This is a genomic window from Flavobacterium lacus (assembly GCF_003268815.1).
Classification (GTDB): Bacteria; Bacteroidota; Bacteroidia; order Flavobacteriales; family Flavobacteriaceae; genus Flavobacterium; species Flavobacterium lacus.
Window position 1 is genome coordinate 95,765 of record NZ_QLSV01000005.1, and the last position, 14,276, is coordinate 110,040.

16 protein-coding genes are annotated in these 14,276 nt (G+C 34.6%); 8 read left to right on the plus strand and 8 right to left on the minus strand.

The window, feature by feature from the left end; genetic code table 11:
* The 6 genes from B0I10_RS06385 to B0I10_RS06410 all read right to left on the minus strand — a co-directional run bounded on the left by B0I10_RS06385 (window position 1) and on the right by B0I10_RS06410 (window position 5,410).
* Window positions 1–408, minus strand: a complete 408-nt coding sequence (locus B0I10_RS06385; RefSeq protein WP_112085675.1) for a hypothetical protein — start codon at window positions 406–408, stop codon at window positions 1–3.
* A gap of 94 nt (window positions 409–502) precedes the next feature.
* Window positions 503–1,045: a hypothetical protein gene (locus tag B0I10_RS06390; RefSeq protein ID WP_112085676.1), complete on the minus strand. Its 543-nt coding sequence runs from the start codon at window positions 1,043–1,045 to the stop codon at window positions 503–505.
* Window positions 1,042–1,425: a hypothetical protein gene (locus B0I10_RS06395; RefSeq protein WP_112085677.1), complete on the minus strand. Its 384-nt coding sequence runs from the start codon at window positions 1,423–1,425 to the stop codon at window positions 1,042–1,044. The genes B0I10_RS06390 and B0I10_RS06395 overlap by 4 nt, the downstream gene beginning before the upstream one ends.
* Before the next feature lie 204 nt (window positions 1,426–1,629).
* A complete protein-coding gene (locus tag B0I10_RS06400; protein ID WP_112085678.1) occupies window positions 1,630–2,847 on the minus strand; it encodes an ATP-grasp domain-containing protein in 1,218 nt (405 codons plus the stop codon).
* Window positions 2,848–2,850: 3 nt separating this feature from the next.
* Window positions 2,851–4,263: a leucyl aminopeptidase family protein gene (locus B0I10_RS06405; protein ID WP_112085679.1), complete on the minus strand. Its 1,413-nt coding sequence runs from the start codon at window positions 4,261–4,263 to the stop codon at window positions 2,851–2,853.
* 7 nt (window positions 4,264–4,270) lie between these two features.
* A complete protein-coding gene (locus tag B0I10_RS06410; protein WP_112085680.1) occupies window positions 4,271–5,410 on the minus strand; it encodes an alpha/beta hydrolase in 1,140 nt (379 codons plus the stop codon).
* Window positions 5,411–5,626: 216 nt separating this feature from the next.
* On the opposite strand from B0I10_RS06410, the gene gcvT reads away from it, so the two are divergent.
* The 3 genes from gcvT (at window position 5,627) to B0I10_RS06425 (ending at window position 9,414) form a co-directional block, all read left to right on the plus strand.
* Window positions 5,627–6,709 carry a glycine cleavage system aminomethyltransferase GcvT gene (gcvT, locus tag B0I10_RS06415; protein WP_112085681.1) on the plus strand — a complete coding sequence of 361 codons (1,083 nt, stop codon included), beginning with the start codon at window positions 5,627–5,629 and terminating at the stop codon, window positions 6,707–6,709.
* 87 nt (window positions 6,710–6,796) lie between these two features.
* Complete coding sequence (locus tag B0I10_RS06420) at window positions 6,797–7,507, plus strand: YebC/PmpR family DNA-binding transcriptional regulator (RefSeq protein ID WP_112085682.1); 711 nt, start codon at window positions 6,797–6,799, stop codon at window positions 7,505–7,507.
* Window positions 7,508–7,629: 122 nt separating this feature from the next.
* Window positions 7,630–9,414, plus strand: a complete 1,785-nt coding sequence (locus B0I10_RS06425) for an ABC transporter ATP-binding protein (RefSeq protein ID WP_112085683.1) — start codon at window positions 7,630–7,632, stop codon at window positions 9,412–9,414.
* 59 nt (window positions 9,415–9,473) lie between these two features.
* Here B0I10_RS06425 and B0I10_RS06430 read toward each other — a convergent pair whose 3' ends face one another.
* A complete protein-coding gene (locus B0I10_RS06430) occupies window positions 9,474–9,827 on the minus strand; it encodes a hypothetical protein (protein WP_112085684.1) in 354 nt (117 codons plus the stop codon).
* Window positions 9,828–9,830: 3 nt separating this feature from the next.
* Complete coding sequence (locus tag B0I10_RS06435) at window positions 9,831–11,000, minus strand: THUMP domain-containing class I SAM-dependent RNA methyltransferase (protein ID WP_112085685.1); 1,170 nt, start codon at window positions 10,998–11,000, stop codon at window positions 9,831–9,833.
* Window positions 11,001–11,071: 71 nt separating this feature from the next.
* Between B0I10_RS06435 and B0I10_RS06440 the strand changes: the two genes are divergently transcribed.
* The 5 genes from B0I10_RS06440 (at window position 11,072) to B0I10_RS06460 (ending at window position 14,275) form a co-directional block, all read left to right on the plus strand.
* Window positions 11,072–11,836: an SAM-dependent methyltransferase gene (locus B0I10_RS06440; RefSeq protein ID WP_112085686.1), complete on the plus strand. Its 765-nt coding sequence runs from the start codon at window positions 11,072–11,074 to the stop codon at window positions 11,834–11,836.
* On the plus strand, window positions 11,836–12,567 hold the full coding sequence (locus B0I10_RS06445; protein WP_112085687.1) for a ZIP family metal transporter: 732 nt from the start codon (window positions 11,836–11,838) through the stop codon (window positions 12,565–12,567). Before B0I10_RS06440 ends, B0I10_RS06445 begins: the two co-directional genes overlap by 1 nt.
* A gap of 171 nt (window positions 12,568–12,738) precedes the next feature.
* The gene (murQ, locus tag B0I10_RS06450) at window positions 12,739–13,551 is read left to right on the plus strand and encodes an N-acetylmuramic acid 6-phosphate etherase (RefSeq protein WP_112085688.1); all 813 of its coding nucleotides are present in this window, start codon (window positions 12,739–12,741) and stop codon (window positions 13,549–13,551) included.
* Between the two features lie 27 nt (window positions 13,552–13,578).
* A complete protein-coding gene (locus B0I10_RS06455) occupies window positions 13,579–14,043 on the plus strand; it encodes a hypothetical protein (RefSeq protein ID WP_112085689.1) in 465 nt (154 codons plus the stop codon).
* Between the two features lies 1 nt (window position 14,044).
* Complete coding sequence (locus tag B0I10_RS06460; RefSeq protein ID WP_112085690.1) at window positions 14,045–14,275, plus strand: DUF6095 family protein; 231 nt, start codon at window positions 14,045–14,047, stop codon at window positions 14,273–14,275.
* Window position 14,276: the final 1 nt, after the last annotated feature.

Here is a 14,276-nt window from a genome sequence, read left to right on the forward strand (position 1 = left end):
TTAATTATGTTGTAGTGAGTTTTTTATATTATTTCTTTCAAGCGAAAAATGATTTGATTTACTTTCTGTAAATAATATTAATTCCATAATCCTTTCCTTAAGATTTATGTTGGATTTTAATTTTTGTATAATTAAATCATCCTTTTCAGAATAGATTACGTTGTAAAAACTAAAAATTATTTTGTCTAGCACATACAAATCAACTAACTCAAGTTTCTTTTCTAAATCAACTATTGTATTCTCTGAAACAGCAATAATAGAAAAACCATAATTCTTTTTTAATAGATGATCTAACTCGATTAATTCAATTGAGACTGATTTACGTTTCTTTCTAAATAATGATTCAATAATTTCATTTAACTTTAGAATCATCAACATAATAGCATCTAGTCCGGCTCTTGAAAACATTTTAAATAGTTGTATTAAATTTCATTTTTTCAAAAAATAATAAATTCTTATTCATAACTTGATTATAATTATTGAAGCTTTTCAAATATATTAATTATTTATTATAATTCCTCCTCACCTCTCCAAAACTCATCCCATCATAAATCATTCTCGTCACAATTTCTTTTCTTAAAATACCCAAATCCTCATACTCCAAATACTTCGCCCAATCTTCTTCATTTAAAATTTGTTTGATAGTTTTAATCGTTTTGGCAGTTTCAGAAGCATTTCGTAACGCTGCTTTTCCATCATAAAACGGCATATCTTTATGAAAAAAATCAATGGTTTTCTGTTCAAAATCCACTTGAATAAAGAACAAGTTGGCGGTTTCGTCATTGGGGAAAAAATCAGTCCAGCGAGCAAAACCTATTTTGGTGTGTTGGTTTTTATAGTCGGTTAATGGTAGCAATCGCCAACGACAATTAGCAGCTCTTCCCCAATGATTGGAGCTGCGGTAAACACCATCCTCAGTAAAAAAATATTCACTTCCTGACTTACTTTTGAAATGCGATTTTTGCAACTCAAAATCTGTTTGAGAAACTTCTTTCCAAAGGCAAAAAGTGTGTTTATGGAAGTTTTTGGAGTGGTAGGTTTTCAATGTTTGAGATTTATTCTTTTTGTGTTTTTTATGTAATATGGAACTTTTTCCTTTTTTAAATAATTAAATAACAAATCATTATCAATTATTCCTTTATGAGCAATGAAATAATCGTTGGAATCTTTTTTATTGATATAAACTACAATCGGTTGATTTTCATTTGTTATAAAATCTCCTTCAAAATATTTTTTGGACAATGTTAATGTTGAATCCATAAGTACTTTATAGTGAATATGGTATTCTTTAATCCTGAACGCTTTATATACTATTTTAGTTTCTGTAACTAAACCCTGCTTTTTATCATAATCAGCTTCATTGAAAACTTTTTCGTTTTTACATCCAAATAGCAAGAATAAAAAAATAAGGCAAATTAGTTTCATTACTAAAAAATTGTTTTCTATTAGTTAATTACACCTGACAGGTTTTTGAAACCTGTCAGGTGTAATGAATATAAATTTCAAAGTCAAAATCTATTTTTGTAGAAGTTTTATCTTTTGCCACGAATCACACGAATTTCCACTAATTTTTAAAAAAAGCAATCCAAATAATTCGTGAAATTAGTGTAATTCGTGGCTAAAAAATATTTAATGCAACTTTTTAACCGCTTGTTGTTGAGCCACAGTTGCAAAATCCTTCACCAATCGCTCTGCATAATCATCCAATAATTCTCGAACTCGTTCGTGTTTATCACACTTGACAATCAATCCCGCGTGGTATTCCAACGGCACACGGAAACATACTTCGCTATCATTAAATCCACTTAAATCAGGCTGTTCAAATTTAGATAACGTCAACACAATTCCTGCAAATTGTTTCTTTTGCGAAGGAACCTTATATTCTTTTCCTCTTACCAACGCGTCTTCAATTTTTGCCCATTCTCCCCATAAATTAATGCCGGATGCAGCTTCCACCATTTCGGCTAAGTGAGCTCCACCCACTCGCGAAGAAGTTTCTAAAAAGTAAATTTTTCCGTCTTCATTGCATTTGATAAACTCGGTGTGCGTAGCTCCGTGCTTCATACCAAAGGCTTTCATCACTTGTTCATTCACTTTTTTAATGGCTTTGTCATCGGCAGAATTATACGGAATATTGGCACTTCTAAAAATACCGCCACCTTGCGAAATCTCCATCGGTGTTGCCAAATATTGCGAAGTTAAACTGAACAAAACTTTACTGTTAAAATTCAATCCGTCACAATGATAAACCGCTCCAGGCTTGAATTGTTCCACTAAATATTTAATACGATTATCACCCAATTCATGGATTTTCTCCCATAATTCCTCTTTCGTATGCACTTTCATAATTCCGGATGCAGAAGCTTCTGAACGTGGTTTTAACACCCAAGGAGGCGAAACTGTATCTGCAAAATGATTGATGTATTCATCATTAAACAACGCACTAAAAGCCGGAACCGGGACTCCTTCGGCCTGAGCTTTGACACGCATGGCCAATTTGTCACGAAAATACCTACCGGTGGTTTGCCCCATTCCGTCTACACGCAAATTTTCACGCAAAAAGGTTGCTTTTTCTACATCAAAATCGTCTAAAGCCACAATAGCATCCACTTTTTCTGTCCGCATTAATCCGGCGACACCATGCAAAAGCATATCCAAATCCCAATCTACATCTTGACCGGGCATATAAAAAATCTCATCAATCGAATCAAAAGCCCAAGGTTTGTCACGCAGTTTTTCGGAAGTAATCAGAAAAACTTTGTTTCCTAATTTCTTCAAATTAATTAAAAAATCATTTCCTTTAAAATAATTGGAAATACAGATGAAGGTTTTGGTATTTTTTTCCATAAATTATTGGTTTTCAATAAAATTAGTAATTAAATGCACGCCAAAAGCCGTAGCGTGTTTGGTTTTGGCAAATTCATCATCCACGAAAGTGACACCGGCAATATCTAGATGTGCCCAAGAACTATGATTCTCGGTAAAGAATTCTAAAAATTTGGCAGCAGAAATTGCTCCGGCCACCAGTTTACCTGAATAATTTTTTACATCGGCAATTTCACTTTCAATATCCGATTTGTAGGCATCCCACAACGGTAATGGCCACAAACGCTCTCCTATTCCATCGCCAGCTTGTTGTAATTGTTTTGACAAAGATTCATTATTTGTAAACAAAGCTCCACATTCATTTCCAAAAGTCGCCACGCTGCTTCCGGTTAACGTAGCTAAATCAATAACCGTTTCCGGATTGAAATTTTTGATTAAATAGGATAAACCGTCGGCTAAAATCAATCTTCCTTCAGCATCCGTATCAATAATTTCGATGGAATGGCCGCTGTAGCTTCCAATTACATCACTCGGCAAAAATGAATTGGCATCCACCGAATTTTCACAAGCCGGAACAATCGCCGTCACTCGGTAAGGAAGTTGTAAATCGGCAATCAATTGCATCGCTCCCAAAACCGCTGCAGCACCCGCCATATCACATTTCATATGAACCATTCCGGCCGTTTTTATATTGAGTCCGCCGGTGTCGAACGTGATGCCTTTTCCAACCAAACCGATGTGCTTTTTAGCATTTTTGGGTTGATAATCCATGATGATGAATTGGGATTCATTGGCACTTCCTTTTCCTACGGAAACAAAGGCATCTAATCCTATTTCTTTGGCTTTTTGCTGACCGAAAACTTCAACTGCAAACCCAAATTTATTTCCAGTATCAATCGCCCAATTCGCTAAATGTTTCGGGGTAATTTTATTTGGCGGTAAATCAACTAAATTAAAAGTTTCTACTTGAGCGTTGGCAATTTTTAAACCACGCTCTACGGCGTTTTCTTTAGTCTGGGTTGATATAACATTCAGTACACAATCTGCATTCAATAATGGATGAACTACATTTTCTTTTTTATAGTGGCCTAATCGATACGTACCCAAAACCAGACCATTGATGACTGCTGATGTCCAATCATCGTTAAAAAAATCGGGGATAAACAATGATGTTTCGCTTTTAAAAAAAGCATCCTTTTGATGGCTGACTCTTCTAAAAATCTTTTTTAGACTACTAAAATCAGGGGTTTTTCCCAAGCCAATAAAAAGGTAAATTACACCTACCTTTTCCACGATATAAGTGGTATCTTTTTTTCCTGAAAAAACAGCGTTTGAAACGGCTATTGATAAAAACTGAACCGTTTCATCCGTTTCTAAAACGGGAACAAGAACTAAATTTTCTGTTGAAGTAACTTTTTGTAAATAATTTATTTTCATAGTTTTATTATTCTTCTTTAGTGCTAAAATATAGCCATTCTATCGCTTTTGGAAATTCATCACTCCAATAGACTTCGTTGTGTTTTCCTAGTTGGTTGATGCTTAATCGGATTTTCATTTTATCGTTCAACGCATCTTTTTTGAGCAAGCGTTTTTTAAAATTCTTGACATGGTCAAGCATAGTAGCACTTTCATCGCCACCGGCATACAAATAAATTCGTGTATCTTGTGGCTCATCCATATCTAAGAAAGACAATTTAATTTTGGGAACCACCCACAGCGATGGTGAAAAAATCATCAGTTTTCCAAAGACTTCCGGATACATAATTCCACTAAAAATACTAACTAATCCACCCATTGAACTACCGCCAATTCCGGTGTATTCCCGCTCGGGTTTTGTTCTGAAATTATCATCAATAAATGGTTTTAACGTATCGGTTAAAAAACGAATGTACTTTTTTCCTTGACCAGATCCTAAAACCGTATTGCCCACATTATATTCTATTATACGCTCATTATCTGCATGTTCCACAGCAACAACGATAATGTTTCCAATATTGTATTCTGCCATTACGGCTAATTTTTTATCAATTTCCCAATTACCATACTGAGCTTTTTCGTTGAATAAATTCTGAGCATCTTGCAAATACATCACCGGATAATGTACGGTTGATGTTTCATAATCATGTGGCAATAGGGCCCAAACTTTTCGTTTTTTATTCAATTGCGGAATTTCAAATTCTTCTGAAACTAAATGCACTTTGGGCAAAAAATTGGTTTTAAAAGGCAACCAATTGTGTCGCCATTTTGCTACGTGTTCCTTTTTAACGCCGCTATGTTGTTTACAAGAACGATTTTCTGTCCGATTTCCATATTTATCAATTTCAACTTCGCTCCAATCGCCGCGAGTAAATTTGTACAAAAGTTCGTCGGGATACTTAAAATCAAATGGAAATTTATAGTGATAAAGGCCTTTTCCGACCTTTTCCATTAAAAAATGTTTGTCTTGCGTAATCCAATTGTTAAAATTTCCGGATATATAAACTGGCCGATCGTCATCTTCATCGGTGGTTAAAAGCAAATTAAGTTGGGGTTCAATAATTTCTTTTTCAGGCCGTTGTGGTAGTATATTTTCTGCTGGCTTCATGCAATCTTTTTAATCGTAATCGTAACTATTTATAAAAAGTAAATATAGGTTTTTGAGTTGTGATTAAAAATATTTTTTAACAGAATTTTGAAAAATGCAAGAATAATGAGTAATCGAATTAAATAGTAACAATTAAATAAATTTGAGTATTAATTTCATTCAAAAATCGTATTATTTTTAATAAATTAGCCACTTCAATTTTTACACAACAAACTAATGAAAAATACAGCATTAACGCACATTCACGAAAGTCTAGGAGCTAAATTAGTACCATTTGCCGGCTATAACATGCCGGTTCAATATGAAGGAGTAACCGTTGAACACGAAACCGTGCGTAATGGCGTAGGTGTTTTTGACGTGTCGCACATGGGTGAGTTTTTACTTACCGGTCCGAATGCTTTGGCTTTGATTCAAAAAGTAACTTCCAACGATGCTTCTACTTTAACTATCGGTAAAGCTCAATACTCTTGCTTACCTAATAATCAAGGTGGTATTGTGGATGATTTAATTGTTTATAAAATAAAAGAAGAGCAATATTTATTGGTTGTCAATGCATCTAATATTGACAAAGATTGGGATTGGATTTCCTCGCACAATGATTTAGGTGTAGAAATGAATAACATTTCAGAAGATTATTCTTTACTGGCCATTCAAGGTCCAAAAGCGGTGGAAGCAATGCAATCGTTGACATCTATCGATTTATCTGAAATTAAATATTACCATTTTGAAGTCGCTGATTTTGCCGGAATTGAAAATGTAATCATTTCTGCAACTGGGTACACGGGTTCAGGCGGATTTGAAATTTATTGTAAAAATTCGGAAGTAGAACAAATTTGGAACAAAGTATTTGAAGCCGGTGCATCGTTCGGAATCAAGCCAATCGGATTGGCAGCCAGAGATACGTTACGTTTAGAAATGGGCTTTTGTTTGTATGGAAACGACATCAATGACACCACTTCACCATTAGAAGCCGGTTTGGGATGGATTACCAAATTCACAAAAGAATTTACCAATTCTGAAAATTTGAAAAAGCAAAAAGAAGAAGGTGTAACCAAAAAATTAGTTGGTTTCGAATTGTTGGAACGAGGAATTCCACGTCACGACTACGAAATTGTGGATGCTGACGGAAATAATATCGGAATCGTAACTTCAGGAACCATGGCTCCAACCGTTGGAAAAGGAATCGGAATGGGTTATGTGAAAACAGCATTTTCAAGCCCTGATTCTGAAATCTACATTCAAATCAGAAATAATAAAGTAAAAGCCAAGGTAGTGAAAATGCCGTTTTATAAAAAGTAAAAGATTTTGAAATAACGGTTTAAGTATTATTTTTGTATCACAATTTTAAACTGATCAACGAAAAACAGAATATTGAAATAAAAAGCAATGGGAAGAGCATTTGAATTTAGAAAAGCACGAAAAATGAAACGTTGGTCAGCGATGGCTAAAACGTTCACCAGAATAGGAAAAGACATTGTAATGGCTGTGAAAGAAGGTGGTCCGAATGCGGAAACCAACTCTCGTTTACGTGCGGTTATTCAGAATGCTAAGGCTGCCAACATGCCGAAAGACAATGTGGAACGAGCAATTAAAAAAGCGTCAGACAAAGACACAGCCAACTTTAAAGAAGTTTTGTTCGAAGGGTATGCACCGCATGGAATTGCTATTTTGATTGAAACAGCCACAGACAATAACAATAGAACGGTAGCCAACATCCGCAGTTATTTCAACAAATGTAACGGAACGATGGGCACACAAGGTTCTGTTGAATTTATGTTTGATCATACATGTAACTTCAGAATTCCTGCTGAAGGGCAAAATGTAGACGATTTAGAATTAGAAATGATTGATTTTGGTGTAGAAGAAATTTTTGCAGATGAAGACGGAATTCTAATGTATGCACCTTTTGAAAGCTTTGGAGCCATCCAAAAAGAATTGGAAAATAGAAATATAGAAATCTTATCATCGGGATTTGAAAGAATTCCACAAATCACCAAAGAAGTGACTGCTGAACAAATGGCTGACGTAGAAAAACTTTTAGAAAAAATTGAAGAAGATGACGATGTGATGAATGTGTATCACACGATGCAGGAATAATACAGATTAAAATACATTTTAAAACTCTCTATCAGGAGAGTTTTTTAGTTTTTAATTGGCTGGAATTTATATAATGTTCATTCACCTAATTACTTTAAAATTATTTACTTTGCATAAAAATAATGGCTCGATTTAAAGAAAACGATTTACCCAAAGCAAAAATAACTGCCTCATCACTAAGCAAAGCATTGCTACTATTTAAGTATGCCGATACCCATCGATGGAAATTTTTTATCGGTTTAATTTTTCTTTTATTAACCGGCGGTACTGCCCTAGCCTTCCCTAAATTAATGGGAATGCTTGTCGATTGTGTTAAAGACAAAGATATAAATGCAGCTAATAACGTTGCCTTAGGTCTCATTGGAATACTATTTTTACAATCCTTTTTTTCATTTTTCAGGGTATATTTATTTGTGAATTTTACCGAAAACACGTTAGCCAATTTACGTTTTGCCTTGTATTCCAATTTAATAAAACTTCCGATGAACTTTTTCTCCCAAAAACGAGTGGGTGAATTAAACAGTCGCATCAGTTCGGATATTAATCAAATTCAAGATACATTAACAACTACTATAGCCGAATTTTTAAGACAGTTTATTCTGATTATTGGTGGTGTCATCCTATTAGCGAGTGAAAGTATTAAATTGACCTTGATGATGTTGGCTGTTGTCCCTTTGGTAGCTGCCGCTGCAGTCATATTCGGTCGTTTCATCCGCAAATACTCTAAGAAAGTTCAAGACCAAGTCGCCGAAAGTCAGGTGATTGTTGAAGAAACATTACAAGGCATTAGCAATGTCAAAGCTTTTGCGAACGAATGGTATGAAATTGCTCGTTATCGAGGTAAAATAAATGAAATTGTATCAATTGCAATCAAAGGTGGTCAGTATCGTGGCTATTTTGCTTCCTTCATTATTTTTTGTTTGTTTGGTGCTATTGTCGCTGTTGTGTGGTTTGGTGTTACTTTAAGTATTAATGGAGAAATGTCTGTTGGACAATTAATTACATTCGTATTATATTCCACTTTTGTAGGAGCCTCTTTTGGTGGAATTGCCGAGTTGTATGCTCAAATTCAAAAGGCTGTTGGTGCAACCGAGAGGGTTTTTGAATTATTGGACGAACAACCGGAAAACATCAATGGCAAGCAACCTATTGTTTCTGAAAAAATTAAAGGAAATGTAACTTTTAAAAATGTGAGTTTTAGTTATCCCTCTCGTAAAGAAATTAAGGTTTTAAAAGATGTTTCATTTACTGCAAAATTTGGTCAAAAAATTGCACTGGTTGGACCTAGTGGTGCTGGTAAGTCTACAATTTCGGCCTTACTGCTTCGTTTTTATGATTTAAACTCTGGAGAAATTTTAATTGATGATAAAGACATCTACTCCTACGATTTGGAGCAACTGCGAGGAAATATGAGTATTGTTCCGCAAGATGTCATCCTTTTTGGTGGAAGCATCAAAGAAAATATTGCCTATGGAAAACCAGATGCTACCTTTGAAGAAATAAAAATAGCAGCTCAACAAGCCAATGCGTTAGATTTCATTACCGGTTTTCCCGAACAATTTGAAACCTTAGTGGGCGAACGAGGAATTAAATTATCGGGTGGTCAACGGCAACGAATTGCTATTGCTCGGGCATTACTAAAAAATCCGAGTATCTTAATTTTAGATGAAGCAACCTCGTCTTTAGATAGTGAAAGTGAAAAACTGGTTCAGGAAGCGTTAGAAACCTTAATGAAAGGTAGAACGAGTATCATTATTGCTCATCGGTTAGCGACCATTAGAAGTGCGGATACAATTTTTGTGCTTAATAATGGAGTGATTGCTGAGCAAGGCACGCACAAAGAACTTTTAGAAATTGAAAGTGGTATTTATAAAAATCTGAGTAGCCTTCAGTTTTCGGAGTACTAAATCATCTTTTCAATAAAAAGAACTCGTTCTTTATTTAAATCCTCAGGTAATTTTCAGGTTTATTTTGATTTGTTAATTGATGTTTTGAACCTATCAACTAGCATTTCAGCTTCTCTTCTATCAACTTTAAAAAGTAGTATTTCAATCGTAGAATTCTTTGTCTGAATGATTAATTTATCTTTTTCTTTGTAATTACTGAAACTACTAAAATCAAAAATTAAATCAATAATCAGACTAAAAATTGAAATAAACCAGTTGGTTTTGCCTCTTACTATTTCAACAGAAATAATCGAATTAAATGTCAACAAGCTATTGTTTGAGGGATTATCATTGTCAATTAAACGAAAATCATTTTCATTCAATGTAAATTCTAACAGCGGTTTCTTTCTTAATTGATAAATTTTTGTACTCATAAACTACTCCTCTTCTCTACTCTGAAATTTCGTTCGTTTACTACCTTCGTAAATATCATATTTCAACAACCTTGCTTCTAATTTTCCGTTGAATAATTTGATTTTTCGGGAAGGTTTTAATCCCACGAATTTCAGAGCTTCTAGATTAGCCGTGATAAACCAAGCTTGTGTATTTGGGTAACCTTGTTTAAAAGTATCGCCAATTTCTCTGTAAAAACGTTCCATATCGATATCCAAACGTTCACCGTACGGTGGATTAAAAACCATATGAAGTGGTCCTTCGGTTTGTTTTTCCGTTTCAAAAAAGTCTTTCTGTTCAATCGTAACATAATCATCCAAATTGGCATTTTGAATATTGTCTTGTGCTTTTCTAACAGCACTTGGAGCTTTATCAAAACCTTTAATCGTATAATGAAATTCACGCGTTTTTTTCATCAAACTATCAATAATTTGGTCAAATAAATCATTGTCCCAATCATTCCATTTTTCAAAAGCGAATTCTTTTCGGTTGATATTGGCCGGAATATTGCACGCAATCATAGCTGCTTCGGCTAAAATGGTTCCGCTTCCGCACATTGGATCGAGAAAATGAGAAGTTCCATCCCAACCCGAAAGAATCAACATTCCTGCTGCTAAAACTTCATTTATCGGAGCGATATTCGTAGCTGAACGATAACCTCTTTGGTGCAACGATTCACCGGAGGTATCCAATGAAACTGTACATTGATCACGGTCTAAGTGAATGTGAATTCGCAAATCCGGAAAATCTTTATCAATACTCGGACGAACGCCGGTTTTTTCGCGAAATTGATCCACAATGGCATCTTTAGTCTTTAAAGCTACAAACTGAGAGTTGTTAAACGCTTCAGAATACAGCGTTACATCCACCACAAAAGTTTGTTTTTCATTCATGAATTGACTCCAATCGATACTTGCAATTCCATCATATAAACTCTTGTCATTAAATACTTTAAACCATTTAATAGGTTTCAAAATTTTCAGAGCTGTTCGCAACGATAAATTAGCTTTGTACATAAAACCTTTATCGCCGGAAAAAGTAACAACTCGCGTTCCGGTTTGCACATCTTGTCCGCCTAATTGCTGTACTTCTTTAGCTAAAATCTCTTCAAAACCAAAAAAGGTTTTGGCTACCATCTTAAAATTCTTTTCCATGTCTGTTTAAATCTGTAAAACTTGGCAAAAATACACTAAATTTGCACGTTCTTAAAGCATCAAACCAATTAATGTCAGAATCTAAACCACCTATCACCCATCAACCATCACCAATTACCGATAATTGGTACGCTTCCTGGTTTGACACACCTTATTATCATATTCTTTATAAAGATCGAGATTATGAAGAAGCTCAAGTGTTTATGGATAATTTAACCGAATATTTGAATTTACCTGAAGAAGCCAATATTTTAGATTTAGCTTGTGGAAAGGGTCGTCATTCCATCTATTTAAATCAATTGGGTTATGAGGTAACCGGAGCTGATTTGTCTGAAAACAGTATTAATGAAGCATCGAAATCAGCCAATGATAAATTGCATTTTGAGGTACACGATATGCGGATTTCGTTTGAAGAAAAGTTTGATGCCATTTTCAATTTATTCACTAGTTTTGGTTATTTTGAAGATGATGCGGATAATTTAACGACGCTAAAGGCCATTCGCGACAGCTTAACCGAATACGGTTTTGCCGTGATTGATTTTATGAATGTTGATCATGTGATAGAAAATTTAATTCCGGAAGAAACAAAAACCGTGGATGGTATCGATTTTCATATTAAACGATATGAAAAAGACAATCATATTTACAAAGAAATTTCGTTTTCGGATAAAGGAAAAGAGTTTCATTTTACTGAAAAAGTGCAAGCCCTCCGATTAGCCGATTTTGAGAAAATGATGGAGGAAGCCGGAATTTATTTATTGGATGTTTTTGGTGACTATAAACTTCGAAAATTCTACAAAGCACAATCTGAACGTTTAATTATGATTTTCAAATAATGCAGTACATTATCACTTTTTCGGCTGTTATTTTAGGTTTTTTGATTGCTTTATTTTTAAAACCTCAAAAGAAAAAAAACATCAAATTATTACTGGCTTTTAGTGGAGCTTTTTTGCTTTCACTAACGGTTTTGCATTTACTTCCTGAATTATTTGAAGATTCTCATCATGTTCATGAAGGCGAACATGTGCATTCGAGCATTCCCGTAGGCGTATTTATTATGATTGGAATCTTGTTCCAAATTATCTTAGAATTTTTCTCCAAAGGTGCTGAACACGGTCACGTTCACGTGCATACGGATGAAAATAATGAAGTGCATCACATTCCGTGGTTATTGTTTATTAGTTTGTGTATTCACGCCTTACTAGAAGGATTTCCAATTCACGAAAACACCAACTTGGCTTATGGAATTGCAGTACACCACTTCCCTATCGCCATTATTTTGACACTGTTTTTTGTAAATGCGAAAATGAATAAATGGATGGTTTTTGCCTTTATGTTTTCGTTTGCTTTGATGACGCCAATCGGAACTTTATTAGCGGAACATTTGCATTTTGCTCAACATTATTCCAAAGAAATTTCAGCCATTGTAGTTGGTATTTTATTTCACATTTCTTCTACCATTATTTTTGAAAGTAACGAAGGTCACAAATTCAATTTAGCAAAAATTTCGATGATTGTATTGGGGTTTTTGTTGGCTTATGTGATGGAAATGGGGCATTCGCATTAATATTTCAGTTGTCGGTTGTCGGTTTTCTGATTTGGGGTGAAGTTATATTTCGTCATTGTAATCAAAATATACTCAGCTTCTCAGTAACTCAGCAACTCAGCAACTTTTTTTTACTATTTTCAACTTTGGGAACATTCAAAATTCACTTATCTTTGAGTGAAAATTAAAAGTATGTCTTTTACCAAAACTACCGAACAATCCTCCAACTACGAACATCTGGAAAAGATGTCAGTTTCCGAATTATTACAAAACATTAATAATGAAGATAAAACCGTTCCATTAGCAGTTGAAAAAGCGTTGCTACAAATTGAAAAAACCGTTCAAAAAGTGGTTAGTCAATTGAAAAATGGCGGGAGACTTTTTTATATCGGAGCCGGAACATCAGGAAGACTGGGTGTTGTAGATGCTTCGGAATGTCCGCCCACTTTTGGAGTTTCATTTGATTTGGTTGTGGGAATCATTGCCGGTGGAGACAAAGCCATCCGAAAGGCGGTAGAATTTGCCGAAGATGATACTGAACAAGCTTGGAAAGATTTATCAGCATTCAACATCAATCAAAATGATTTTGTGATTGGCATTGCTGCTTCCGGAACTACGCCGTATGTGATTGGCGGTTTGGAAAAATGCAATCAAAATAACATTCCAACAGGTTGTATTACTTGCAACGAAGGGAGTCCGCTTTCAAAAGTTTCGCAATTTCCTATTGAAGTTGTGGTTGGACCCGAATTTGTAACCGGAAGTTCACGTATGAAAGCAGGAACTGCACAAAAGTTGGTTTTGAATATGATTTCAACCGCTACGATGATTCAACTCGGGAAAGTGAAAGGCAACAAAATGGTGGATATGCAATTGAGTAACAATAAATTAGTAGATCGTGGCATTCGAATGATTATGAGTGAAATTCCGGTGAATTATGAAAAGGCTGGCGTTTTGTTGGAGCAATATGGCAGTGTTCGAAAAGCGGTGGAAAACTTCACAAAATAGTTATTAAATCAATTAAACTTTTAACAAATGAAAAATCTTTTTTGTCTGACGTTTCTATTTTTATCTACTCTTACCTTTTCTCAACAGCTGGTTTATAAAGGGAACGGAAAAATTTCAGACTCAAATGGCATTAAACTAAGCCCGGACGAGGTACGAAATATTATTTCTACTAATCCTTCACTTTTGAATTTATACAATGAAGGAAGAGAAAAGAAAACCATTGGAAATGTTATGTTGATTGGAGGTGCCACTCTAGTTGTAGCTGATATAGCTATTGGTGCTACAGCTGATGTTAAATATCCTACTGCACTAACGTATATAGGAGTTGGTTCGCTGCTACTTTCAATTCCGGTTAAAGTGGGTTTTTCCAATAAAATTAAAAAAACGGTTCACGAACATAATAAACGTTTAGTTTATACTAAAGCTATTGAAATACAAGATTTTTCGTTCATTACCAACCAGAACGGAATAGGCTTCCAAATCACTTTCTAATATGTCTGATTCAAAAGAACTCCTTTTTAAAGGAATAAAATATGCCGTCGGTTCCATTCCATTGATGTTTTTGGGACCAATTCTCATTCATAATGCTTTTATGAACAAACATACTTGGGTGCATTACATTGTTTTGGGTGTTGGCATTTTTGTCTGTATCACTGCTGCCTCATTTATGTTTAAAGGCATAAAAATTATGATGAAAAGTTTATTTGATGATAATCAAAATTAAT

Coding starts and splice junctions, on each gene's coding strand:
- B0I10_RS06385 (WP_112085675.1), bottom strand. CDS start 408: ATGTTTTCAAGAGCCGGACTAGATGCTATTATGTTGATGATTCTAAAG.
- B0I10_RS06395 (WP_112085677.1), bottom strand. CDS start 1,425: ATGAAACTAATTTGCCTTATTTTTTTATTCTTGCTATTTGGATGTAAA.
- B0I10_RS06400 (WP_112085678.1), bottom strand. CDS start 2,847: ATGGAAAAAAATACCAAAACCTTCATCTGTATTTCCAATTATTTTAAA.
- B0I10_RS06405 (WP_112085679.1), bottom strand. CDS start 4,263: ATGAAAATAAATTATTTACAAAAAGTTACTTCAACAGAAAATTTAGTT.
- B0I10_RS06410 (WP_112085680.1), bottom strand. CDS start 5,410: ATGAAGCCAGCAGAAAATATACTACCACAACGGCCTGAAAAAGAAATT.
- gcvT (WP_112085681.1), top strand. CDS start 5,627: ATGAAAAATACAGCATTAACGCACATTCACGAAAGTCTAGGAGCTAAA.
- B0I10_RS06420 (WP_112085682.1), top strand. CDS start 6,797: ATGGGAAGAGCATTTGAATTTAGAAAAGCACGAAAAATGAAACGTTGG.
- B0I10_RS06425 (WP_112085683.1), top strand. CDS start 7,630: ATGGCTCGATTTAAAGAAAACGATTTACCCAAAGCAAAAATAACTGCC.
- B0I10_RS06430 (WP_112085684.1), bottom strand. CDS start 9,827: ATGAGTACAAAAATTTATCAATTAAGAAAGAAACCGCTGTTAGAATTT.
- B0I10_RS06435 (WP_112085685.1), bottom strand. CDS start 11,000: ATGGAAAAGAATTTTAAGATGGTAGCCAAAACCTTTTTTGGTTTTGAA.
- B0I10_RS06440 (WP_112085686.1), top strand. CDS start 11,072: ATGTCAGAATCTAAACCACCTATCACCCATCAACCATCACCAATTACC.
- B0I10_RS06445 (WP_112085687.1), top strand. CDS start 11,836: ATGCAGTACATTATCACTTTTTCGGCTGTTATTTTAGGTTTTTTGATT.
- murQ (WP_112085688.1), top strand. CDS start 12,739: ATGTCTTTTACCAAAACTACCGAACAATCCTCCAACTACGAACATCTG.
- B0I10_RS06455 (WP_112085689.1), top strand. CDS start 13,579: ATGAAAAATCTTTTTTGTCTGACGTTTCTATTTTTATCTACTCTTACC.
- B0I10_RS06460 (WP_112085690.1), top strand. CDS start 14,045: ATGTCTGATTCAAAAGAACTCCTTTTTAAAGGAATAAAATATGCCGTC.